Origin of the sequence: Pseudomonas sp. B21-048 (assembly GCF_024748615.1) — a bacterium.
Classification (GTDB): Bacteria; Pseudomonadota; Gammaproteobacteria; order Pseudomonadales; family Pseudomonadaceae; genus Aquipseudomonas.
The window spans coordinates 2,140,939-2,164,971 of record NZ_CP087168.1 but is presented as its reverse complement, the minus strand read 5'-3'; the positions used below and the strand labels follow the sequence as shown (position 1 = coordinate 2,164,971).

At 52.1% G+C, this 24,033-nt stretch carries 25 protein-coding genes and 3 pseudogenes; 12 read left to right on the top strand and 16 right to left on the bottom strand.

Going from position 1 to position 24,033, the window contains the following annotated elements:
- Positions 1-366 precede the first annotated feature (366 nt).
- The 10 genes and pseudogenes from LOY56_RS10085 (at position 367) to LOY56_RS10060 (ending at position 7,475) form a co-directional block, all read left to right on the top strand.
- Complete coding sequence (locus LOY56_RS10085) at positions 367-1,086, top strand: winged helix-turn-helix domain-containing protein (RefSeq protein WP_258621421.1); 720 nt, start codon at positions 367-369, stop codon at positions 1,084-1,086.
- Between the two features lie 10 nt (positions 1,087-1,096).
- Complete coding sequence (locus tag LOY56_RS10080; RefSeq protein WP_258621419.1) at positions 1,097-1,840, top strand: EAL domain-containing protein; 744 nt, start codon at positions 1,097-1,099, stop codon at positions 1,838-1,840.
- A gap of 40 nt (positions 1,841-1,880) precedes the next feature.
- A complete protein-coding gene (locus tag LOY56_RS10075) occupies positions 1,881-2,549 on the top strand; it encodes a winged helix-turn-helix domain-containing protein (protein WP_258621417.1) in 669 nt (222 codons plus the stop codon).
- A 482-nt stretch (positions 2,550-3,031) separates the two neighbouring features.
- Complete coding sequence (locus tag LOY56_RS10070) at positions 3,032-4,426, top strand: undecaprenyl-phosphate glucose phosphotransferase (RefSeq protein WP_258621415.1); 1,395 nt, start codon at positions 3,032-3,034, stop codon at positions 4,424-4,426.
- Positions 4,427-4,781: 355 nt separating this feature from the next.
- Positions 4,782-4,883: pseudogene (locus LOY56_RS27000) on the top strand (hypothetical protein); the annotation flags it as partial.
- Between the two features lie 191 nt (positions 4,884-5,074).
- A complete protein-coding gene (locus LOY56_RS26995; RefSeq protein ID WP_408980381.1) occupies positions 5,075-5,140 on the top strand; it encodes a hypothetical protein in 66 nt (21 codons plus the stop codon).
- 145 nt (positions 5,141-5,285) lie between these two features.
- Complete coding sequence (locus tag LOY56_RS26990) at positions 5,286-5,504, top strand: transposase (protein WP_408980380.1); 219 nt, start codon at positions 5,286-5,288, stop codon at positions 5,502-5,504.
- Between the two features lie 35 nt (positions 5,505-5,539).
- A complete protein-coding gene (locus LOY56_RS26985) occupies positions 5,540-5,905 on the top strand; it encodes a transposase (protein ID WP_408980357.1) in 366 nt (121 codons plus the stop codon).
- Positions 5,838-5,990 carry a transposase domain-containing protein gene (locus LOY56_RS26980; protein WP_408980356.1) on the top strand — a complete coding sequence of 51 codons (153 nt, stop codon included), beginning with the start codon at positions 5,838-5,840 and terminating at the stop codon, positions 5,988-5,990. Before LOY56_RS26985 ends, LOY56_RS26980 begins: the two co-directional genes overlap by 68 nt.
- A 667-nt stretch (positions 5,991-6,657) precedes the next feature.
- A pseudogene (locus LOY56_RS10060) lies at positions 6,658-7,475 on the top strand (IS5 family transposase).
- Here LOY56_RS10060 and LOY56_RS10055 read toward each other — a convergent pair.
- Together LOY56_RS10055 and LOY56_RS10050 are read right to left on the bottom strand one after the other, a co-directional pair.
- Entirely contained in the window at positions 7,422-7,850 is a 429-nt protein-coding gene (locus LOY56_RS10055; RefSeq protein ID WP_258621413.1) for a hypothetical protein, read from the bottom strand. The pseudogene LOY56_RS10060 and the gene LOY56_RS10055 sit on opposite strands and share 54 nt — an antisense overlap.
- Positions 7,847-9,349 (bottom strand): MATE family efflux transporter, encoded by a 1,503-nt coding sequence (locus LOY56_RS10050; RefSeq protein ID WP_258621411.1) that lies wholly within the window; start codon positions 9,347-9,349, stop codon positions 7,847-7,849. Before LOY56_RS10050 ends, LOY56_RS10055 begins: the two co-directional genes overlap by 4 nt.
- Positions 9,350-9,387: 38 nt before the next feature.
- Here LOY56_RS10050 and LOY56_RS10045 point away from each other — a divergent pair, with 38 nt between their 5' ends.
- On the top strand, positions 9,388-9,636 hold the full coding sequence (locus LOY56_RS10045; RefSeq protein WP_258621409.1) for a hypothetical protein: 249 nt from the start codon (positions 9,388-9,390) through the stop codon (positions 9,634-9,636).
- Between the two features lie 31 nt (positions 9,637-9,667).
- A pseudogene (locus LOY56_RS10040) lies at positions 9,668-9,769 on the top strand (IS5/IS1182 family transposase); the annotation flags it as partial.
- Positions 9,770-10,029: 260 nt separating this feature from the next.
- Here LOY56_RS10040 and LOY56_RS10035 read toward each other — a convergent pair.
- The 14 genes from LOY56_RS10035 to LOY56_RS09970 form a co-directional block, all read right to left on the bottom strand.
- Positions 10,030-10,266 (bottom strand): hypothetical protein, encoded by a 237-nt coding sequence (locus LOY56_RS10035; RefSeq protein WP_258621407.1) that lies wholly within the window; start codon positions 10,264-10,266, stop codon positions 10,030-10,032.
- A gap of 107 nt (positions 10,267-10,373) precedes the next feature.
- Complete coding sequence (locus LOY56_RS10030; protein WP_258621406.1) at positions 10,374-10,733, bottom strand: VanZ family protein; 360 nt, start codon at positions 10,731-10,733, stop codon at positions 10,374-10,376.
- Positions 10,730-12,823 carry a YjbH domain-containing protein gene (locus LOY56_RS10025; protein ID WP_309474885.1) on the bottom strand — a complete coding sequence of 698 codons (2,094 nt, stop codon included), beginning with the start codon at positions 12,821-12,823 and terminating at the stop codon, positions 10,730-10,732. Before LOY56_RS10025 ends, LOY56_RS10030 begins: the two co-directional genes overlap by 4 nt.
- Positions 12,824-12,828: 5 nt before the next feature.
- On the bottom strand, positions 12,829-13,596 hold the full coding sequence (locus tag LOY56_RS10020) for a capsule biosynthesis GfcC family protein (RefSeq protein WP_258621402.1): 768 nt from the start codon (positions 13,594-13,596) through the stop codon (positions 12,829-12,831).
- Positions 13,593-14,252 (bottom strand): YjbF family lipoprotein, encoded by a 660-nt coding sequence (locus LOY56_RS10015; protein ID WP_309474878.1) that lies wholly within the window; start codon positions 14,250-14,252, stop codon positions 13,593-13,595. The genes LOY56_RS10020 and LOY56_RS10015 overlap by 4 nt, the downstream gene beginning before the upstream one ends.
- 14 nt (positions 14,253-14,266) lie before the next feature.
- Positions 14,267-15,379 carry a polysaccharide biosynthesis/export family protein gene (locus tag LOY56_RS10010; protein ID WP_258621398.1) on the bottom strand — a complete coding sequence of 371 codons (1,113 nt, stop codon included), beginning with the start codon at positions 15,377-15,379 and terminating at the stop codon, positions 14,267-14,269.
- Positions 15,380-15,466: 87 nt separating this feature from the next.
- Complete coding sequence (locus LOY56_RS10005; protein ID WP_258621396.1) at positions 15,467-15,757, bottom strand: hypothetical protein; 291 nt, start codon at positions 15,755-15,757, stop codon at positions 15,467-15,469.
- Positions 15,758-16,188: 431 nt separating this feature from the next.
- Positions 16,189-16,728 carry a dTDP-4-dehydrorhamnose 3,5-epimerase gene (rfbC, locus tag LOY56_RS10000; RefSeq protein WP_258621394.1) on the bottom strand — a complete coding sequence of 180 codons (540 nt, stop codon included), beginning with the start codon at positions 16,726-16,728 and terminating at the stop codon, positions 16,189-16,191.
- Positions 16,725-17,603 carry a glucose-1-phosphate thymidylyltransferase RfbA gene (rfbA, locus tag LOY56_RS09995; protein ID WP_258621392.1) on the bottom strand — a complete coding sequence of 293 codons (879 nt, stop codon included), beginning with the start codon at positions 17,601-17,603 and terminating at the stop codon, positions 16,725-16,727. The genes rfbC and rfbA overlap by 4 nt, the downstream gene beginning before the upstream one ends.
- Positions 17,604-17,648: 45 nt before the next feature.
- Positions 17,649-18,716, bottom strand: coding sequence for a dTDP-glucose 4,6-dehydratase (rfbB, locus tag LOY56_RS09990; RefSeq protein ID WP_258621390.1), 1,068 nt, complete (start codon positions 18,714-18,716; stop codon positions 17,649-17,651).
- A complete protein-coding gene (locus LOY56_RS09985; RefSeq protein ID WP_258621388.1) occupies positions 18,713-19,834 on the bottom strand; it encodes a DUF1972 domain-containing protein in 1,122 nt (373 codons plus the stop codon). The genes rfbB and LOY56_RS09985 overlap by 4 nt, the downstream gene beginning before the upstream one ends.
- A gap of 456 nt (positions 19,835-20,290) precedes the next feature.
- Positions 20,291-21,523: an O-antigen ligase gene (locus LOY56_RS09980; protein ID WP_258621387.1), complete on the bottom strand. Its 1,233-nt coding sequence runs from the start codon at positions 21,521-21,523 to the stop codon at positions 20,291-20,293.
- A gap of 8 nt (positions 21,524-21,531) precedes the next feature.
- Positions 21,532-22,866 (bottom strand): oligosaccharide flippase family protein, encoded by a 1,335-nt coding sequence (locus tag LOY56_RS09975; protein WP_258621386.1) that lies wholly within the window; start codon positions 22,864-22,866, stop codon positions 21,532-21,534.
- Positions 22,863-24,023 carry a glycosyltransferase gene (locus LOY56_RS09970; RefSeq protein ID WP_258621385.1) on the bottom strand — a complete coding sequence of 387 codons (1,161 nt, stop codon included), beginning with the start codon at positions 24,021-24,023 and terminating at the stop codon, positions 22,863-22,865. Before LOY56_RS09970 ends, LOY56_RS09975 begins: the two co-directional genes overlap by 4 nt.
- Positions 24,024-24,033: the final 10 nt, after the last annotated feature.

Here is a 24,033-nt window from a genome sequence, read left to right as displayed (position 1 = left end):
ATCATAGAACACCATGGAATATCCTTATAAATCAATTTCAAGTTTGCAAAAATGCGAGCCCGTGCCCAGTTCATACGCAAGCGCTATCACTTATGCCTCATTCTATAGCCCTCGTTGACGGCAAGCCCGCATTGAACTGCTTATAGAAAAGTCAACCTAAAGTACGACCGAAAGGACACACTAACTAAGCCGACCCTCCCTCAAACAAATGGCTTACGCCCGCGCAGTTGCCGGTTCCATTGAATCAGCTCAAAACTACCAGCGATGGAATGGCGTGTGTTGACGGCGGGAAATGTTATAAAAAGTCAGATAATTTCAGTATTTTGTGTATTAAGATTGCAACGCCAGCACATATGAGTAATTTACATGATGAGTAATGATATCAAAATTGAAAATAGCCAAGGGGGTATTCTCGCTATTGGACGTACGTGGCGTCCGACAGAAAAACTTTTCCAATTTGTTTTACCAAATATTACAAATGTTTATACATTAGAAGACCCACACACCTTAAGCGTTGATACGCCCGATACCGTACTGATCGATATTGAAAGTTCCTCTGTTTTTAATGATTGCCTGGCACTGATTAAACAAATACGCGCCACTTCGACAGAACTGGCCATTATCATGGCAATCAATTATCGCTCCCCACATATTAAAACCGAATGCTATCGCGCTGGCGCCGATCATTGCATCCAGGTACCTAATGATCAGGATGAAAAAGCCAGGCTACTATCAGAACTGCTTGAAACGCCTGAATGGTTAACGCGTATCAAGTTGACCCTGGACCCAACATGCCTGCACTTATACAACGCCGAATATAAACTTGATCTGGCCTACCAGGAAATGAAAGCGCTGGATGCGCTAATTAATGCAGAAGGTAATATTCTGCACCATGACTGCATGGCTGAATCGATGGGCTTGAATATAAAGCTGTACGATTCACGCGTCCTGGAAAAGTCCATAAGCCGGCTTCGAAATAAAATCAAAAAGCACTTTGGCATTAACATCATTCACAGTGTTCGGGGTTATGGCTACCGACTGCTTCGAGGCGTCGTTTCAATCAATCACGCAAATTTTCATTCTTAAAGGGATTTAAATGATGGAGCCCAGTAGGCAAGCCATGGAGCAAGAAAACATCGCACTTGTATTTTTCAGGCAATCGATTCTCAAACGAAACGATGAACTGTTCGGCAGCGACATTTATGCGAAGGCGATGAGACAGGACACACCGCTGAACAAGGGATACCAACAACTGCACCCCGATCACCCCTTGGCGACTTATCGAGAAGTTCTGTCACGGGTCCAATTGAATGCCCTTGCACAGATTAAGGCTATACCGACGCCCCACAAACTGTTCGTGACCATGAATCCATCTGCTTTATTGGATAAAACGCTCATCAAGGAAATGAACGAGGCGCAAACGGCACTCAAAAAGCATGAACAACAGCTAATCCCCAGCATTAATAGCAGTTTGCTCCTGTCGCTCAACCTGAAGGAAAAAAGAACCATTATCAATCACATCCATCTATTAAAAGACAATGGAATCGAGATCGCTTTCGAAGGCTATGATTTAAGTGACAACACTGCGGAAAAACTGATCAGTCCTATGCTGTTCGATTACATAAAAGTGGACCTGACCCAATCCAATTTCGACATCATGGTCGAAAACAACCAGGACTTTTTCAACCGATCCTACGACTGCCTGAGCGGCATGATCCATGACAGCAAGATCAAGTTCGTGGCGGACCGGGTGGAGTACAAAGCACTACACACACTGGCTCGCAGCATGCCTTTCGACTTTTTCCAGGGAAGGTATTACTCGCCGACCGAGCTTATTTAAGCTTTGAAAACTGCAATAGACACTAGGAAGGAACCTTATTGTGAATACGTCGAATAACAGCTTTCTGATTTTCACCCGAGACCAACTGGCACGACAAGCAATAGAGTCGCTGCTCGCACAACGCCTGCATTTATCTTGTGAAATCGAGTCAGGTAAACTCAGCAGCGAACGCATCCGAAAGAATCAATTCACGCACATTCTGCTCGACCAGGCGGATATATCGCTGAGCGATGTCAGTTTCATTCGTAAAAATCAAAAAGATGCGGAAATCATCCTCATAACACCCAACTCTGAACCTTCGGAACTGCATCACTTTTCGCACTTTGGTGTGGATGGCTTTCTCAAGAAGCCGGTGGCCGACGAAGAGTTTATCTCGGCAGTCAGCCGGGTTAAAGAGTCTCAGGGTAATCCTGATATCTGGTGGTTCAATGCTGACGATCGAACATTGGTCAAAGAAGAGATCACTGTTCCATTGACCGGTACCGAATCATTAATGCTCACCCAACTGATTCTCAGCGATCGACGGGTACTCAGCAAAAACGATCTTATACTGCGCATTGATAAAGACCCGGAACAGTACAGTGGTCTGGAAATGTGCCTGAGCCGGCTGCAGAAAAAGTTTAAGACCGCCGCCAATGGCGAACGGCTGATACGCTCCGTTAGAAACCGCGGCTATTGCCTGGCACAACGGATCAGAGTCGCTTACTGAGCGAAATCGCAAAAACAATAACAATACCTGCGATTTCCCGCTATAACCGATACACCCACCTCATCTAACAACTTGCCTTCGTGCCCACTTGCGCCATAGATCATTCCATGGTTCTGTCTCCACTCATGCCTCGTTTAGACGTCAAGCATTTATCGGAATACTGCAATTATATAGAGGATCGCGTGACATCTGCCTAATAAAAGAGCGCGACTTTTTATAACAAACCCTCTAGAAGCCTGACAGTTATAATTCGTCAGACACCCACAAAGATTTAGGTACTAGTATAAAAACCAGACACTGAGACAACCGTATCAGCTGACTTGAAAACAAAGCCAGAATGGCCAGCCATAAGCCAACGTTATTCCTCACTAATAATAAAAATAGCACCTGACTGAACCGCGTTCATTCAGCCCTTGTGTGTGGCTGCCATTTATTAACCGTCGACTGATACACAACGTGGCGCAGGCCCGAAGGACACCGCGATGGTACATAATCGTATTAATCGAAACAGCATATCCAAAGGACTGACCTTCTGGGGGCAATGGATAATTGCCATCACGGCGGTCAATACCTTGTTATTTGCTCTGGCGCTGTACCAGACAGGAGAAATTGAAGCGCATTATCGCGTGCTTGCCGTGCTTACTTTCCTCGGTTCGGTCCCTTCCTATTCCCTGCTATTGGTCTATCACAAGCAGCACGGCTACCTCAGTGGCCTGGGACGTCTGTTGCTGGGGTGGTTGCTGACACTGACCGGACTGACCAGCATCGGCTTTCTCAGCAAGACCAGCGAATTGTTCTCTCGGGAAATCATCCTGGTCTGGGCCTCGGCCGGTTATTGCGTGCAGGCTTTGCTGTACCTGCCTTTGCACAGCTTTTCCAGGCACTACCATCGGCAATTGCACAGCCAGAACAACACGCTGATTATCGGTACTGACCAACTGGCGGTGAATCTGGCAGACAAACTGGCCAAAACCGAGTTTCCACCGCTGGTTGGCCTGATCAGCTCAAAACCCAATGAGCTGTCTACCAACGTCAATGCGCACAGGATCGTAGGTCAGTTGCAGGAACTGCGCGAGCTGATCCAGATGCACGATATCCGGCGGCTGTACATTGCATTGCCCTTGAGCGACGCCAAAAAAGTCGAAGCGTTGTACATCGACCTTCTCGACTCGAATGTTGATGTAGTCTGGGTTCCCGACTTGGGCAGCATGACGCTGCTCAATCACTCCGTCAGCGAACTGGATGGCCTGCCCGCCATCCATCTCAATGAAAGCCCGCTGACCAGTTACCCGACAGCGGCACTGAGCAAAACCCTGCTGGACAGAAGCCTCGCCGCCCTCGCGCTGATCGGCTTCAGCCCGCTGCTTCTGGTGATCGCTGCCGCCGTGAAAATTTCCTCCCCGGGGCCGATCATCTTCAAACAAGAACGGCATGGCTGGAACGGCAAGGTCATCAAGGTATGGAAGTTCCGCTCCATGCGCCTGCACGACGATCATCAGGTCCGCCAGGCCGGCCGTGAAGACCCGCGCATCACTGCGGTCGGCCGCTTCATACGCCGCACCTCCATCGATGAACTGCCGCAGTTCTTCAACGTGCTGCAAGGCCATATGGCACTAGTGGGACCACGACCCCATGCGATCGCCCACAACGACTACTACACCGGAAAGATTCAAGCCTACATGGCCCGCCATCGAATCAAACCGGGCATCACCGGACTGGCCCAGATCAGCGGCTGCCGTGGCGAAACCGAAACCCTCGACAAGATGCAAAAGCGTGTGGAGATCGATCTCAACTACATCAACAACTGGTCGTTGTGGCTTGATATCAAGATCTTGATCAAGACGCCTTTTACGCTCTTTTCCAAGGATATTTATTGACTGCTGCGACCTTCGCTCCATGTATTCTTCAGCTTAGCTACCGGGGCAGTCAGGTTCTCTGACTGCCCCGGAGCGCCCGCCCCGCTGTCTCATTCCATTCCTAACTCCCCTGTCGCCTTCCGATACCGGCTACGCCTGCCGGCTTGTAGCAACATTTCTCCATGGCGGGGCTCGATACAAGCATCCGCACCGAGCCCGGTCCGCTAACGGCAAGATAATAAACCCGACGATCTGCTCGATACCGACATCGCGGCCATTGACGCCGAGCTGAGGGCGTTGACTCCGCCGACTGCGCCGGCCCGAGCCACGCAAGCAGCCCAAACGTGTTCCTTTGCCTGCGCAGTTTCCGCGTACCGTGATTTATCACGAACCAGACAACACCCAATGCGTCTTTGGCTGCCAGCTCCAGCGGATCGGCGAGGACGTCAGCGAGAAGCTGGATGACACGCCGGGCGTGTTCACCGTGGGGCAGCAAGTGCGCGGGGAATGGGTCTGCCGCGAGTGTGAAACGCTGACTCAGGCACCAGTTCCGGCGCAGGTAATCGACAAGGGCATCCCGACCGCCGGGCTTCTGGCCCACGTGATGGTGTCCAAGTTCGCTGGACATTTGCGCTGTATCGCCAAGAGAAAATCTTTGGTCGCTCCGGCTTGGCCATTGCCCGCTCGACACTGGCGCAATGGGTTGGCCAAACCGGTGTGCAGCTCCGGCCCTAGGTCGATGCACTGCGTGAAACAGTACTTGCTCGCGACGTGATCCACGCTGACGAGACGCCGGTGCAGATGCTTGCGCCGGGCGAAAAGAAACCCATCGCGCATACGTCTGTGCCTACTGCACCACGCCCTTTTCCGCACTCAGGCAGTGGTTTACGACTTCAGTCCGAGCCGTGCCGGCGAACATGCGTGCAATTTCCTGGGCCAGTGGAATGGCAAGCTGGTGTGCGACTATTTCGCCGGCTACAAGGCAAGCTTCCAGCAAAGCATCACCGAAATCGGTTGCATGGCCCACGCCCGCCGCCAGTTCTTCGATCTGCACGCGACAAAAAAAACCAACTGGCCGAACAGGCATTGCACTCAATAGGTGGGTTATACGAAATTGAACGGCAAGCGCGGAAGATGACCGGCGAAGATCGTTGGCGAATACGCCAGGAAAAAGCGGCCCCCCTAACGACGCGCTGCATACCTGGATGTTGGCCCAGCACGACCTTGCGCCCGAAGGATCGGCTATCGCCAAAGCGCTGGACCGTACTGACTCGATACATCGAGGACGACACTGTGCCCATTGACAACAACGCGGTCGAAAATCAGAGAAGGTCATGGGCGCTTGGATGTTCGAACTGGTTGTTCGCCTGGCCACTTCGCAGCGGCAAGCGGTCAGCTACGATCATAAGTCTGATCCAGTCGGCGCGCATGAATGAGCATAATCCGTATTGCCTATCTCAAAGATGTGCTGACGCGGCTGCCGACGCAGCGGGCAAGTGATATCGACAAGCTGCTGCCGCATCAGTGGGTATTAGTCGGACAAGGCAAAGTGACAGAATCTCACTCCGGTCCGCATGAGCGATAACCACAACTAGCGATGCTTACTTTAACGCGTGGTTAATTTGGTCTTCAGAGACGCGGGCAATGTTTATTTCGTGAAGCAAGTCTCTAGAACCTGGCCAGATGTTTCATCTATCCGGCAATTGCATCCAGAAAAATTTCCTACCCACAATGGCTCCTCGTTCGTTACACCGGTATAGGCATCCACGGCCCCATTCCAATACCTGGTGCTCGCCAAAGTAGATTGCCTGACAAGTCGAAGCAAAAAAGATTTTGCGCAGGAGCATTCCTCTCAAATGCCATCCAATCAAACGTCACGAGCACCCGCCCGTTGACCAACACGGCTTCAAGGGCAGGATTTTTAAACCTCAAACTTTATCCCGCCCCCGAAAATCCAGTTGCCGCTAACTTCACTCTTCCTGTTCCTATCACCACGATGGCTACTCCAATGCGGTTTTCTACCGTATACGCTGCGACGTCGATTTGATGCGCAAGATGGGATGCCCGGCCCATACGCCGATCGCTGAGTAAGGGGGCCCGCCGCTGCCTTCCTCTAGTCCATGCCTGCATGCCGAGGAAGGCTAGGTTCTGTACGAAAACCCTTGAAACACTGAAATGGGTAAAATCGCCGCCATCAACGGCAGGAGCCCCTGACGGCCAAGCGATACGAACTCAGCGGTGCATCCTGGGAAATGATCGAAGATCTCATCACTCAGGATCAGAAAACGGGACGTCCACGACACGACGACCGGCTGATGCTCAACGGCATCTTGTGGGTGCTCTGCTCAGGCGCCGCATGGCGCGATATGCCGGAGCGTTTCGGCCCCTGGTCGAAGGTCTATCTACGCTTTCGCGACTGGCGCAATCGAGGCGCCTTTGACTAAATGCTCAAGCGCCTGCATATCAGGCTCAACGAGCAAGGGTTGATCGATCTGGACACGTGGATGATCAACTCCACCGCGGTACGCGCAACCTGAGCCTCTTCCGGCGCCGGGAAAAAAGGGGGCCTGAAGAACCGCTAGACCATGCACTGGGCTGCAGTCGCGGCGGTCTCACGACCAAGATTCATATGCTCTGCGATTCGAACGGAATCCCTCTGTGTTTCAACCTGTCAGGTGGACAGGCCAGCGATATTGCTCATGCGCAGCCGTTGCTTGATCAGGTTCAAGTCCCAAGCAGCCAGAGGGGACGACCTCGCAAGCGCTGTCGCTGGCTATTGGCGGACAAGGGATACGATGCCGAACACCTTCGGCGCTATCGCGACCGCTACCGGATGCAGCCGGTGATTCCTTTGCGCACCATGAAGCGTAAGCCCAAGCCCGGCTTGCCCAGACTGTTCGACAAGCCCAAGTACCGACAGCGCAACATCATCGAGCGCATGTTTGGCTGGCTGAAGGAGAACCGGCGGATAGGCACCCGTTACGACAAGCTGGCGAAAAGTTTTAGCGCGATGGTCTCATTGGCTTGCACCATCAGGTGTTTGCGACATTACTTTTCGTACACTGCCTAGCACTGCGTGCATATAACCCGGGTCGCTACCGTAGACCGGCGCGTAATCCAGATAGGCAGAGTTGACCCACACGACTACGCCGGCGTGCTCGATCAGTAGCGTCTTGAGTTGCGTGACCCAATCTGTACCGATCGGCAATCGCGCCACATGCGCGCCTAATGCCTTGCAAGCACGAAGACCGACGTTTTCAACCGCGAAGGTGTATTCGGGCATGCCCCATTCATCGAGGCCTGCGCGGTACAGGTAGCCGTCGCCGGCCTCAAGCAGTTGTGCTTCATCGACGAGGACACCGCCTCGTCTGGACAGTTGTGCCAGACTTCCTGTAAAGCAGTTGATCGCTAAAGGTGCGAAACGAATGACTTCATACAGGTTCATAGGGCGCTCTTGCTGGCCGGATGAGGATCGACGTGAAGACGGTTTTCGGCCCCTCGAATGGCTTTGGCGATTCGCCAGAAATAAATTGCGCCAATCAAAAATTCGAACACCGAACCGATGACCCAGCATGTCATCAGCGACGACGGGACATCGCGATTGTTCATTGCGACGTAATAGATCAACGGAATGCTTATAAACCACATCAGAACCAGGCGCACGACCAGCGAAAATCTGGCCATGCCAATACTCTCCAAGACGGCTGCCCCCGTCATAGAGAAGACAAAGGCGGCGGAGAATGTCCACAGTACGCGTTGTGTATCGATGGCCAGGGCGACGATCTCCGGGTTGTGCCCCAGGTCGCCGAAAGCCTTGAGCAAGACCTGTGGCAAAGTGATTTGAACGGTGGAAACCAGCAGCACGTAGAGCAGCTCGATGGTCAACGTCACCCGTAGGATCGTTGCCAACTCAGTGTATTGCTCCTTGCCCACTGCAGTGGCGCACAGAATGCTGCAACCAATACCCAAACCGATGATCGGGATGATGCCCAGGTAATTGATCGTCAGATTGACGTTGTTTGCCGCTAGCGCACTAGAGCCCAGTACTGCGACTATCCAGATGAATGCAGTGTTGCCGAGCTGATCCACCCCGGCGGATAAGCCACTGGGAACACCTCTACGCAGCCGGAAAAACAGCCGGGGCAGTAGGCGCTCGCTACGGGCAATGAAGATGTTCATCAACTCAAGCCAGATTTTTCGAGGCAGCATTACTGCGTAGCACGTCAGCATGGACAGAGTGCCGATCAACGTACCGAAAGCGGCTCCGGCCATTCCCATTTCGGGCAGCCCGAACTTTCCGAAGACCAGGCCGACGGTGAAGATTGAGTCGACTACTTGACCAACGATGCCGACCATGAGCGTTTCGCGGGTTCGACCCACACCGTTGAAGAACGAGGACAGCGCTGTGTTGATCGTCATTACGCCACCGAAGATCGCCGCCCAGAGCATGTACTGCGATTCGAGGCTGACAATCTGCGGTGGGCGGGAGCTGAGCTGTGGGATCATCGCGATCAGCGGGGCGGCGACAAACAGCAGGGCACCGCAGGCAATACCAAGGAGCAGCCCCAGTGCGGCTTCATTCCAAGCCTCGCTGAGCCCCGATCGACCATTCGCCTGTGCAATAAAGGAACGTGACACGCCCACGGTGCTACAGAAGAAAGCGATAATCGCCATGCTCGTGAATACTGCTGGACCGGAGGCGGCCAGCGTATCTTGTGAGTAGTGTGCCAGGCATAGCCTGTCGACAAGCATCATCAATAAATTGCCGACCATCGTCCCCATCAACGGAAACGAGACGATGGCGATTCTTTTCGCCACCCCTGCGTCAAACCAGTGCCGCATATTCACATTCCTTTGTCTCGCGGCTGCCGCGATGGTCGCCCAACACATCGCGTAAAGAGCCAGCAGTGTGTCAGGATTTCCAATCTGCGCCAGCAGCGACAACAGCAGACGCGCTCCATGCCGAAGGCGACGCAGGCTGAATGCATGAGCGGTTCTGGGGCTTGCGGGCCGATCTTGAACGCGTTGGTAAACAGATCCCGGTGCAAGTTGCGCGAACCCACGCTGACCTGTCGCTGTGGCCATGGAATCAGTACCTCCAGCTTGATGCCCATCGCCAGTTGCACCTTTCGAGTGACTTCGGCGGACTCTCCGTAAAAAACATCGCTGGCCCGATCAACGAAGGTGGACGGCACCAGGCGCTTAATCAGCGCTACGCCACTGTCGAATAGTACCTGACACATATACTCGACCTGCGGCTGTTTAGGCACCTGTTACGACAAGCTGGCTAAAAGTTTTAGCGCGATGGTCTCATTGGCTTGCACCATCAGGTGTTTGCGACATTACTTTTCGTACACTGCCTAGTGCGTTTTGACTGCCAGCGAACGATAGAAATATTCGCCGTGATTTCTCCTGAAAAAAATATGCTTATGTCCATGCGGATTCACTGATCACCACCCATCCATTGGCGACTGTCCTGTAGATAAAATGCAGTGTCTTGTTTTTTGCTCTTATCGCCGTGCCGCCAGACACGTCGACCGGAACCCCAAATACACTAATAGCGCCAGAGGTATAATTCACGGCGGGCCTTAGAGTTATCATAATTTCCCTGCCGTCTACTGGGTTTACTGCAGTAACGACAGCCCCGCCATTGGAAACGCCTTTTTGGTAGGAAAAGAGTGGATAGTTGCAGTCAATGACCAATCCACCAAGCATCCCATTGTGATGAAGTCAGGAACGATAATGATCCAGTCAGCATCGACAATCGGCCACTTGAGGAGCTCCAAATTTACGCTGAATCGTTGACTGACCCTGCCGCCATCGAGGCCGCTAATCAGGACTTTAATGACCTGATACGCCATGGCTGACCCTGTGTTCGCACCATCGGCAAGAGAGGTGTTACTGGGGAATAGAGAAAGGATCTACGGTTACAACATGCCGGCAGACTGCTTGGGTATGTCGCGCCTGTTCAGCGCAACCAGTACCTGGAAATCAATAACCCCATCAGCACGCCGATCGTATTTGCCAGCATGTCGTAGGGTGAAGCCGTGCGCATCGGCATCATGCCTTGTGCGACCTCAATGAGTACGCCGGTGAGCAGGCACCCCAAGGCTATCCAGCGTAACTTCACATTGGGGAAAGCCAGGCGGCAGCTGCACGCAAATACCAGAAAGCCGATCCAGTGATGGAGCTTGTCCTCTTCGACGAACAGCTCCGGGATCGGCTGAGCGCGCAAACCCGCGAACAGCAGAATCACGGTCACCGTGACAAAGAGCAGGCCCCGGAGCCAGAACGGTAATTCGATCAAGCCCTTGAGCCACGTGATCATTCGGTAATTTTCTCGAAGTTGTTGTAGAAGAGATCGCTGTCACGTCCATCGGTCATGGTCTGCAGCGAGTAGGCACGACTCAGGCGTGCGCCACCATCGCGAGTCAGCGGTGCCCAGACGATATTGGCCCGGCGCATAGTGGAGGTACTCAACAACTCGTCGAACGGGATGGAAACATAGATCCCTTTGTCGAAGCTGCCCTCGCCATACTCCTCCTTCGATGCGCTGGTCAGGGTGACCCAACCGCCAAATTTCACACCGTTCTTGAACTCCCGCGACAAGTCGACGGTGGTGCCCCAGTCCCGTGCCAGATAACGCCCGACGCTGACCGCTGCAAGCATGTCGTTCGGCAGCTCAGTATAGCTGGTGATATGGCCAGTCACGGTCTTGTAGTCACGCAGGCCGAAGCCCTGATCAAAGTCCCGCTGACGCACGAAGTTCAGGTCTGCGCCCAACGACCAGCGTTTCCCCGTGGGTCGATACAGCACTTCGCTGCCGACGCCGGCGAACATGGATTCCAGATAGCCGCCGTAGACCATGCCGTATAAATCCCGATCCAGCTGCGCCGCATGGTTGAACTGGAACGTTGGCATCGTCACATCGGAGGTGGTCACGTATTGGCGCAGATCGGTGCGCACGCGCGGCAGCCCGCTCGGCGCGTCGTAGGTGAACTTGTCGTAGTTGTTGAGCAAGTTGGCACTGAGCAAGCCGCTCCACCAGGTATTGCGGGTGAAGCGGTACTCCGCGTCGACATCGGCGGTGAACTGATAGAGCAGTCCGTCGGGACCGCCGATATTCTGTTTGTAGCCCAGACCGAGGCCGTAACTGAACGGTTCCAACGCCTGGGTGTAGAGCGTGGTTTCCCGGTGCGCCGTTGCCGGATTGACCTCAGTCGTACGGTGCAGATCCTTCAGTGGCTGGTCGTTGTTCACGACCGCGCGGAACGTTTCCCGCGGCACGCTGGTTTCCTCGATGGACATGTCATAACGCTGGTTCACCAGAGTGAACCAGTCGATGTCCTGATTGACGCTGTTATCGAGAATCCGGCTGGCTCGCCCGACGGCCTTGGCCGAATAAAAATAGCGAGACTGCTCGCCATACACCATCAGCTCAGAACCGCGTTGGGTGATGCGTTTCACCTTGTAGCCCGCATTTTGTTGCAGTCGGTTGGAGACATCGGCCCAATTGACCTGGTCAGTCGGGGTCGAGGGTTCCTGCGTCGGCAATGGCTCGGCGGGCGGATCATACGTCTTGACCGGTGTCTTGCGGCTGACAAAGTTGGTGTGCAACGTGATGCCGAACATCGCCGTATTGCCACGCTCCCAGCCAGCGCTCAAATCGATGCTGTCGGCCAGCTTGTAGACCACGCCGATGTTGATCGGCAGGTCTTGCTTGATCGCGTTGTCCAGTGGCTCATTCTTGTAATCGTTGCCCTCGTACTCAAGCTTCAGACTCAGCGGTGCCCACGGCGTTTGGTAGGCAACACCGCCAAACAACGAAGGATGACCTCTGAAATACGCGTTGGTGTTCACGTCCCCTGCCCTGGCGACCGCCGCCGAGCTCTCTGGCCGGTCGTTGAACTTGCTGCCGAAGACCGCAAACGGGTTACTGAAATCCCCTCGATTACCCAGATAGCCCCAGGCAATGCCGAGGCTGAAATCCAGCTCGCCATAACGCTTGTTGGCGACGAAATATTCGCTGGAAAACAACCCGGTACCGCCGATGTCCCTAGCGCCGATAGCGACTTGCGGCGCCCAGCGAGTTTCTTCCCAAAGCCGCGCCTTGATGTCGATGGCCTTGTCTTTGAAGCTCTGGTCACCGCTAAAATCCTCCGGACCGTAGTTGCGGTTGGTGATCGCGGTGTAACGAAACGAGCCTTCCAGCCAATCGAACGGCTGCAAGGAAAAACTGTAGCGCGAGTAAGGATCGGTACGACTGGCCGTGGCGCTCAACTCGCCCGCGGGGGCCATGCGTGCGGTGGGGGTCTGTAACAGGCCGACGCCACCGAAATCACTTTGGGTGTAACGCGGTTCACCGTGAGCCCATCCGCAGGGCAAGAGCAACACGGCAGCGAAACGTAATTTTAACAAGTACTTCAAGGGGCCACCTCAGCCAGGGGTTGAGTGGCGAGAAATTCGGCCAGTTGTTGATTGAGCTCGGGGGTCGGTACCTCAAGATCATCGTTCCTGATCGGCACCAGGATCCTGCTGCCGGGAGCCACCACGACGCCGTCCTGACGATTCCATACCGCCACGCCCACGCGCCGCACCTGGCCGTCGGGCTGGATCAGCCACAGATAATCGCGTTCGGCGTCGTCGAGGATGGCGCATTGCCGGGCATAGGCGCGGACTTCCTGCATGGCGCTATAAGGCACATGACAAGGCTGAGCAACCGCCCCGAGGATTTCCACGGTGGACGGCCGCGCGGGATACATCAGACGGTCGCCATCCTCCAGTAGAGCGTTGCTGGCGAATCCCACTTCCACGGCGATCGGGTCGAGCACCGCGACCTGGCGTCCGGTGACCGGCAGCCCTTCGATTTGCTCATGCAGGCGCGCGCTCAAATCTGCTCGCGTGCCCTTGCCATCCAGCAAGGCACCCCGTTGCAGCAGCTTCAGATCAAACAGGACGCCGGCCTTCAATCGCGCTTGCTGATTCTCCAACGAGCGATGTAGCCACGCCGCACCCAGCCAGTAACTTTCGGCGTTGGGTTGGGCATCGCGAATGACGTCCAGCAAGCGTGCACCGGGCTTGATGTCGACATGACCAGGGCTGCGCACATCACCGCTGACCGTGACGGCCGCCTGGCTCACGCCCGGGCCGATCAAGAGCAAGCCAAGCAACATAAGGTTCGAACACTTCACCGGGCAGCCCCCCGATCAGGGCGCACCTGCAGGATTTTCAAGAACAGCTGCGGCGTCAGATGCTGCTCGCTGCGCAGGATGAAACCGTCCTGAGGGTCGACCCAGTAACGGTTGGTGGCACGGAAATTCAGGGTGGGTGCATCCACCTGCTCGTCGATACGCAGCAAGGCGTAATCCTTGTCCAAAATGCTGATGGTCTCGATGCCGTGGGGGCTGAAACGGCTGTTGACCGCGATACCGATTCGATTGCCGTCGTAGATGTCGATCCAGCGCGTGCTGGTGTAACCGTCGGGCAACTGCTGAAGGCCGCGCTTGAAGGGCGACTCATCATTGAAGCGAGTGCCATCCAGTGAAACGCCCAGCCCGACGGTGCGCACCACCAGGCCATCGCGCATCATCAACACTTGCTTGCCGGAAGCGACCCAGAACTGCAGGTCGCCCCGTCGGCGAGCCATCGCCATCACCCCCTCGCTGGAGGGTGTGGTGACCAGGATCTGCGGATACGGCACGGCGTCGACCTGAGCGCGGGTCAAATTGATGGAGGCAGGCCCCGCGACGGACGCTTCAAGCGTGTCCCAGGAAGCCTTCATCAATGGGTTACACCCACACAACAAAAGCGCCATCGTCAGACTGGCGAAGGTAGGCAAATTTTTCACGGCGGGATTGAGCCTTATCTGCTGTTGGCTTCGCTGATATCGTTAACTGAGCTGGCACCGGTCCCGAGGACACTGGCGGTCGGCAGAAGCTGGGTGATCAGACGGTTCCAGCGCGTCACGCCGGCCGGGCCGACATAAACGATGTCTTGCGGCTGCAAATCGAAACGAGTGGCCAGCACCAAGGCTGAAGGCGATTCGGCGTCGAGCTGGAACACTTTGGCCGGTTCGGTTTCCAGCTTGTCCGCGCCGCGAATCACGTACACCGCATTGCCATTGGAGGTGGTCTGGTTCAAGCCCCCTACCGTGCCCAGCGCATCGGTCAAGTTGATCGATTTGCTCTTGAAGCTCAGCGCGCGAGGCTGGTTGACCTCACCCATGACATAGATTCGCTTGAGGTCGTTATAAGGCAAGTACAGCCGGTCGCCCCCTTTGAGGTAGACACCCTGAAGCTGCGAGTCCTGGCGATTGAGGGTATCCAGATCCAGCCTGTATTCGCGCCCGTCGCGGGTCAGCGTCAGGCCTGACAAGTCTGCATTCGAAGGATCCACACCGGCCGCACCAACGGCCTCCACTACGCTTAGCGGGGTGGTCGTGATCGGCTGCTGGCCAGCTTTGAGCACCGCGCCGGAAATCACCACGGTCTGGCTGGCGAAGCGCAATACGCTGACGTCGACCTGTGGGCTTTCGACAAATTGCGATAACCGCTCAGCGATAAAGGCTCGCAACTCTTCGATGGTTTTACCGGCGGCCGGAATGTTCCCGATGTAGGGATAAAACAGTGTGCCATCAGGACGAACCAGACGACCGTTGGCATCGAGCTGCTGTTGCGGCCCCGAAGGCGCCGTCAATTCGGGGTGATCCCAAACCGTGATAAACAACAAGTCATTGGCGCCCACGCGATAACCGCCCGGCGCATAGGACAACAACGCCGAGGGAACTGATTCGCGAACTTGCGTGGCGGCATCCATGGCAATCAATTTAGGCGTGATGGGAATAAGCTCCACCCGGCTACTTTCCCCAGAGCCGTCACTGACCATTTGACTGGTGTCCATGTGTTGACCAGGCGAAAACATACAGCCGTGCAAGCTGATACTTGCCAGCATAACAACAGATAATCTACGGATCATAATGGCACTACGCTAGTCGAGGGCAAATCTAAAACAAGATCACCCAGAAAGTTCTGAGTGATCTTGAACAACATACTTCGCGGGGTCTTAGTTGGTGCCGGTTGTACCGGTTGTGCCAGTTGTGCCACCCGTTCCGGAGGTACCGCCATTGGAACTGCCACCGGAGTTTGAAGCCGCCGCCGCCGCACCGAGAATGGCCGCGCCGACCACCATGGTTTCGGCGACTGTGACGCCCCCGACCAGCGGGGTGTTCAACGACAGTGGCTCGCTCACTGCTTCGCTCGTGGCTTCGCTCGCCGGTTGACTCGGTGGTGCATCCGCCGCCAACGCTGCGGTGCTCATGACAGCCAGCAAGCCGGCCGTAAGTACTTTCTTCATATCAGACTCCTTCTCGACATCAACTCTGCATTAGATTTGATACTAAGGGACCGGGAATGGAACAGCAGGTCAATGAACGGATACCCGCGACGTTGAGCGAGCCAATTCATACACATTGCCTCCATTGGAGGATGTCATTTATAGGGAGTGCATGCCATACGCCGAACCTTTGTCGCCTCATCCGCAAAAGCGTTTGCCGGAGCATGACGTATTGACGGAAAAAGGCGGTTTTCAGAGATGTTCACTACGCAACAAGATATTTTCGGCACAAACTCCCAAACGCTGATCACTTTCCCCTCGCGCCTGTTGTTATTATTAGTCAGGATTTTCCCGACGCTTATTGCGCAAGGTTCTACTGTGATTGAACATTCAAGGCTAAATAACATCAGGTCATAAATAGTTAATGTTAACTATAGACCCTTATTGCTCAGTCATTCACCGCTCAATACCGCGCGCAAGCGCGGGTTTCGCAAGTCTTTATCCGAGAGTTGAGGTGACTCCAACGGCCAGGCAATATCCAGCTCCGGGTCATTCCAGAGCAGACCACCCTCGTCCTCGGGGTAATAAAAATCGGTGCACTTGTATTGAAAATCGGCGGTATCACTGAGCACACAGAAACCGTGGGCATAACCCGGCGGCACCCATAGCTGCAGATGGTTGTCGGCGGTCAACTTGACGCCCACATGTTCACCACACGTGGGGGATTCTGGATTGATGTCCACCACCACGTCGTACACCGCACCTTGGGTGACCCGCACCAACTTGCCTTGCGGCCGGGTGCGCTGGAAGTGCAAACCACGCAGCACGCCATACTGCGAGCGTGAATGATTATCCTGGACGAAAGGCAATTCGATGCCGGCGTCGCGATAACGCTCCTGGTGATAACTCTCGAGAAAGAACCCGCGGGCATCGCCGAAGATTTTAGGCTCGATGATCAGTACACCAGGCAACCGGGTATTGATGACTTTCATTTCGCGGGCTCCGCAGTCAGCACCCGTGCCAAGTATTGGCCGTAACCGGTTTTATGTAACGCGGTGGCTTGTTTATCGAGTTCCGCGGCCGACAACCAACCCTGGTGGTACGCCACCTCCTCCAGACAGGCCACTTTCAAGCCCTGACGCGCTTCGATGGTCTGGACGAAATGCCCGGCCTCCATCAACGAATCATGGGTCCCGGTGTCCAGCCAGGCAAAACCACGTCCCAACACACTGACGTGCAAATCCCCGCGCTGCAGATACGCGTTGTTCACATCCGTGATCTCAAGTTCGCCGCGGATCGAAGGTTTGACCTGCTTTGCAATGCGCACCACGTCTTTGTCGTAGAAATACAAGCCGGTGACAGCATGGTCGGACTTCGGATGTTTTGGCTTCTCTTCGATCGAGATCGCCTTGCCGTTATCGTCGAACTCGACAACGCCAAAACGCTCCGGATCACTGACTCGATAACCGAAGACGGTGGCACCAGTCTGTCGTTGCGACGCTTCACGCAGCAAGGCGCTGAAGCCGTAACCGTAGAAGATGTTGTCGCCCAGAATCAGCGCCACATTACTGTCGCCGATAAAATCCTCGCCGATCAGGAAGGCCTGGGCCAGACCATCGGGAGAAGGTTGTTCGGCATAACTGAGTTCAATACCGAAAGAAGAGCCATCACCCAACAGGTTCTGGAAGTTCGGCAAGTCCTGAGGCGTGGAAATAATCAATACCTCGCGAATGCCCGCCAGCATTAATACCGACAGCGGATAATAAATCATCGGCTTGTCGTAGACCGGCAGCAGCTGTTTGGATACACCACGGGTAATGGGATGCAAGCGGGTGCCGGAGCCTCCGGCCAAAATGATGCCTTTCATGTGGGGATTCCCTTCAAAATTTAATAGAGGCAGGATTTAGATGGTTCAACCGATATTGCCAAGACGCTCCGGGCGGTACTCACCGTTAAGGACTCGTTGCCACCACCCTTGATGATCCAGGTACCACTGAACCGTTTTGCAGAGGCCGCTTTCAAAGGTTTCCTGTGGTCGCCAGCCGAGCTCACGCTCGATCTTGCTCGCATCGATGGCGTAACGGAGATCATGCCCGGGACGGTCAGCGACGAAGGTGATCAGCTCCTTGTAAGAGCCCAACTCTTTATCGCGGGGGCGCAGCTCATCGAGCAGCTCGCAAATGGTTTCCACCACTTGCAGATTGCGCTTCTCGTTGTGCCCACCGATGTTGTAGGTTTCGCCCACGGTGCCGCGCGACACCACTTCGAACAGCGCGCGGGCATGGTCCTCAACAAACAGCCAGTCACGAATCTGCGAGCCATCGCCATATACCGGCAGCGGCTTGCCATGGATGGCATTGAGAATCACATGGGGGATCAACTTCTCGGGGAAGTGGAAAGGCCCGTAGTTATTCGAGCAGTTGGTGACCAACACCGGCAGTCCATATGTGCGGTGCCAGGCTCGCACCAAGTGGTCGGAACCGGCCTTGGACGCCGAGTACGGCGAGCTCGGCTCGTAAGGCGTGGTCTCGGTGAACAGGTCGTCGGTGCCTTCCAGGTCACCATAGACTTCATCGGTGGAGATATGGTGGAAGCGAAAGTCCCGTTTCTGCTCCGTTGCCAGCCCCGCCCAATAGCGACGGCTGGCCTCCAGCATGCTGTAGGTACCGACAATATTGGTCTGGATGAAGTCCGATGGGCTGTCGATGGAACGGTCCACATGGGACTCGGCCGCCAGGTGCATCACCGCATCAGGCTGGAAACGCGCGAACAGCTCGTGCAGCACCGCCGTGTCGCAGATATCCACCTGCTGGAATTCATACCGAGGGCTGCTCGCCACCGATGCCAGAGACTCGGTATTACCGGCGTAGGTGAGCTTGTCGATATTGAGCACGCTCACATCGGTGTTGTTAATCAAATGGCGAACGACGGCGGAACCGATAAAACCGGCACCGCCGGTGACGATAATACGTTGGGTCACTTGCTGTACTCCCTGGGGTACCACTGGATCAATAATTTTTCATATTGGGAAAGGATGTTTTCCCAAGTGAACTTTTCGTTGAAGCGACGGGTGCTTTCAGCCTTCATCGCCGCGATCAAATGGTCGTGGTCGTCGCGCAGATATTTCTCAAACAACTTCGCACAGTCGTGCTCGTCGTCGAAGTACACCGCCGCATCACCGGCAACCCATCGGTTGAAATGGTTGTTATGGGCAATCACCGAGCAGCCAGCGCCCAATGCCTCTACCAGCGAAGGGTTGGTACCCCCTACTTGATGGCCATGGATGTAAAAACGACTGAAAAACCGCAGCGCCCGGACCACCGCCGCCTCGTAGATGGCGCCGGGGAAGATCACTTCCTCGCCGGCCGCGTCCATCACCCGCTTGTGGTACTCGTTCTTCTCCGGTGTGAAGTTGCCCAGCACCACCAACTTATGGTTACGGCGCTTGCTGCTGAAGGCCTTGACGACCTGCAGAAAGGAGTTCTCCGGCTCCGGCCGGGCGATAACCACCGAGAAACCATGGGGCTCCAGGCCATAACCGGCCAGGGCGACCGGGTCTGCCTCGTGTACCCGGTCCCCGCCATAGGGGATCATGGTGACCTTCGAATCCTTGACCCGAGTGGCCAGGTGATCCCTGATTTTTGGGTGGTCGGCCACCAAGTGATTGCCGATCCAGCAACCCGCCCGCTCGTTCAGCCAGAACCAGGTTTTCGCCACTAGCCCCCACTTCTCCCGCCGCCATTCGATGCCATCCATATTGATGACATTGGTCTGGCCCTTGATCCGCTGCAGGATATTGAACGCCGCCGTGTTGTAGCCGAGGGTCAGAAACAGTCCCTTCTGGCCCAGCGCATGGACGGTGGCCTTCCAATCGAAAAACACCGTGCCCGCCACGCCGGTATTGGCGATCGGGATATGAATTCGATGAACACCCTTCCATTCACTGGTCGATATACCGCCGGTACCGTCTTCCTGGCAGTAGACAGTAACTTTCCAACCCTGCTTGACCAAGTAGAGGGAGAGTTTTTCGGCGAAGGTTTCAAAACCGCCGTGTTGCGCTGGAATTCCGCGTATCCCAAGGATAAATAGTTTTTTCATCGTGCTCTACACAATCTTAGTTAGAAGTCATTGAGATGTACCTGATGAGACCTACCTTAGAGGCCCCTCTGTCTATACAAGATATTTAAGTGAACGACAAAACCTTTCCATTAGGAAAAATCCAATCAGTTTGCGCCACGCGATCACTTAAAAATCCTACGATTCGACAGAATCGTATAACGCGGCCAATTTATCCGCGCTCTTAATCAGTTAAAAATATGCAACTCTATATGAATTAGCTGGTATTTTATTACGCAGAAATAGTGCTTATATTTGCATCAGTGCAAGCGCCTTTTAGCACTCGTTTTTTCAGGCTGTGCTTGCTCAATTTCATATAAAAACTACAGTGGGCTGCCAGCCTAACTCGTAGCCCTGGCGCTCCCCATACCTCTCTAAATCAGCATATGAAGGTGGACTCGTTCGCCACCCTATGACATCAGCAAGTACGCAGCGGCACTAAACCTTTCGATAATTCATCTCAATTGCAAAAAGCATTATTATGAACACAGAGTTAAAACTAAAGAATTTTGATTCGAACGTATTAATTATGACAATGCCCATAAGAAGAGTTAAGTTAAGCATAAAATTAATTTGGGGCTTACTAAAAACAACCATCTTCGACAGAAAACAATATATATATATTACGCCCAGCACTCCTAGCGCGTAAATAGCTTCAATAAAACCATTATGAGCTGTACCAACGATAAACCCTACACTATTTTGGAAATCGGCGCTTCCTGTTGAAGATGCCAACCTAGTTGGCAAATCACTTAACCCATGCCCGACAACAGGGGATTTTAATGTCTGCACTAGCAAATAACCCCATATTAGGTTCCTTCCAGTAAAACTAGTATCTTTACCGAAAACACCAATAGAGTTAATATTGGCCACAGCGATAAACACCATAAACCCGCTAATAAGCAGGGTCGTGATTAAAATAGCTCGCCGAAATGTGAATGCAACCTTTAGGGCTTTACGGTATCCAAATAAAATGAATATAACTGTTGAAAGCGCTATTGCACCGACCGCCGTAAATGATTGCGACCCCAGAGCAAGCGCTACAGAAAGTAGCGCTCCAACAACAGGACCCAAACTGTACTTTATCTTTAGACGCCCTATAAATATACAATATGCTATTACAGAAAAACTACCGAGGGTATTTTTATGATTAAACATACCTTGCCATTTCCCAGCATGTTCTTCACCTACCGCAATCCCATATGACGGAACAAATAGAATCATTAGTAAAGAAAAAACCTGCATCCCTAACAATACATTACTAAGAAAATATATGTTCTGCTTTATGGTGAAGGTTCTTACCTGTATAAAAATTAGAGCATATGCAAAAAAAATCAACAAAGCCGTCCTAAACATTACATACTTATCATCAGCCCAAGCGATAGACAAAAATGATAGCGCTAGAAATGATACAGGAACAAGATTAAGCTCTCGGGCCTTCATTCTTTTCAACTCCTTTATCAATAAAATGACAAGGATAGGGGCAGACATCATCAACCATGAGGGAATGATATAGTTTATCGGACCTGTGTATTCAATGGCCCTACCTGCTACACCTTGCTCCCGAGCACCACCCTCTTTAAATAAATCCAACGTATCTGAAGAAATGATAATCATCAAAAACGTACATAACTTCAGGTACATTTTGTAAGGATTTACTATCGTATTCATATTATTTTCTAAAAACCCCAAGTAAGAACAGATAATCCGCCACCTGTAATTAGAACAGACAAGAGCAGCGGGACAAACATCCTCCGAAAGAAAACCAAAGGATTAATCTTTAGGGCGAACCTATACATAATTATATAAGTTTGAATAAAATTTATATTAAATGCTATTAACAAATACTCACTTAAAAGCAATACATCTTTCTGTACAACCCCAGCCACTATTGCGCTCACCATACATACAGCAGAAATAACACCACTGAAAAATAACAAATCCGCTCTTTCTAGTGTTTGAAAAAAGCTACCACTTGTTGAAAGCACTACTTGAATCGGAATACTTAAAGAAAAAATCTTGATTATGGGCACTACCCCAAGCCATTGATCGCCAAGCAGAATAAGAACAATGTAGTACGAAGAAAAATACGTTAGCAATCCAGTTATCAAACCTATATATATAAGCTTAATTGAAAAATCACTGTGGATTTTTTCTATTTCAGAAGGCTCGTTTCTGTGCTTCCTTAGAGCTGGTTGAATTGCGGGGGTCATTGCAAATGTTAGCAATAGAAGGGGATACCTCATGAGCTGGTATGATTTCTCATACACTCCCAATGTTGCAACACCTAAATACTTACCGATCAATATATTATCTAAGTTTCTGGAAAAATAATTTATGAAATTAAATCCAAACTGATATAACGAAAACGCTAATATTGGCTTTATAGCCGACAGCTTTTTACCTGGAACTGCCCTTCCAAGTTCAGTGTACTTAGAGAAATAATATAAAATGCAAAACTGAATCAGGGAAGAAACAAGCGGTTTCGTTGCTAAAGCTACGAGAGGTGGAAGCATTACGTGGGAGGAGACAATTACAAAGAACGTTGCAATTAGCTCACCAAAAAAAGAAGCAACGGCTATTTGGTAAAATTTTTGATCCCGCATTAAGGCCGCATTAGGGTAAATACAAATAGAGTAAAAAAATACGCTAATGGCTATATACGGTATGATTTCAGATATTTCATGGACATTATAAAATTGCTCTATTGTTTCGGATAACCCAATAAAAGAAAAAGAAAATAAAAAGCCCGCAACAAGCGAAATAGTAAATATTCCGTTCCTATCCTCTTTACTAAGCTTATCGACATTTATCAATGCTGGACCGATTCCGGCCTCAGTTAGCAGTTGAAAAAATACCAAAATCACCTGAACAGTAGCTACTTTACCAAATTGCTCAGGTGTAAATACCCGAGCCATTATTATCATTGAAATAACTTGCAATGCATAGACTGAATACTTACCGATCATGCTTCTATAAATAGCTGGATATAAAGATATTTTATCCTGCGTCATTGAGCACTCTCGACAATTCGATCATAGTTGGCCTCTATTAGCTTCGTGCAATTATAAAGGCTGAATTGGGTCTCAATAAATTCCCGCGCAGCTCTAGACATTACTTTCAATCTTTCATTATCGCCAATTAAACATAGGATGTGCGCGGTTAGTGTATCAATATCTTTTTCATCAAATGATAGGCCAGTAATACCCTCAATGAGACCTTCTTTCCCTCCTCCGAGCGCAGATGTTATTACTGGAACTCCACACGCCTGGGCCTCAAGAAGAACCATTCCAAAGCCTTCAGCATCACCATTTTCCGCTGTAACGCTTGGCAAACAGAGAATTCTAGACCTTTGAAACTCCGCAATTATATTTTCAGGACTTTGTTGGCCTAGGAATATAATATTTTGAGACGTAGATATTTTTTTGAGCGACTCACCCAATGGGCCATCCCCAATGATCACTAACTCAAGACTAGGATCAACTTCTAAAGCTCTTATAAAAGCTTTTATGAGGTACTCCACCCCTTTTTTTTCTACCAACCGACCAATGAACAATATACGTTTCGAACGAGTAGATATGCATTTTCCTGACGGAGTGAATTTTTCAGTATCCACTCCAGTATAACAAACCGTTATTTTACTCTCATCGATCCCGAATTTAACAGCTGAGCGTTTTATTGCTTCTGATACAGCTATAAAACTCACATTTTTTTCTTGAGCTATTTTTAGTATTTTTTCAGGGTACCGTCGATTTAGGAATCCGGCACGCCCACTTTCCCACCACTCCTTTTTAATATTTATATCTATTCCATGGAGCGTCACCACCATTGGAACATTCAAACGCTTTGCTAGAGGCCAGGCCTTGAAAACAGATGTTGCGAAATGCACATGTACTATCTTTACCTTTAGATTTTTTGTATTTAGGTAATTTATATATGTCGAGTATCCGACTGAACGAAAAATATTTTTCTTCAACCTCTGCATAAAAGTAGCAGTATAGGGAGATCGAATTGCTGTGACGCACTCCATACCATCCAACGGAAGCCCACGCATCAATCTTACTTCACCAACAAGTATACCGCTCCAACGCACCAACGATACGACTTGCTCTCTAATAAATGTTTCCGAGTATGGTAATAACTCTGGTTTGTATACAAGAACACTTTTCATTCTGCGGCTT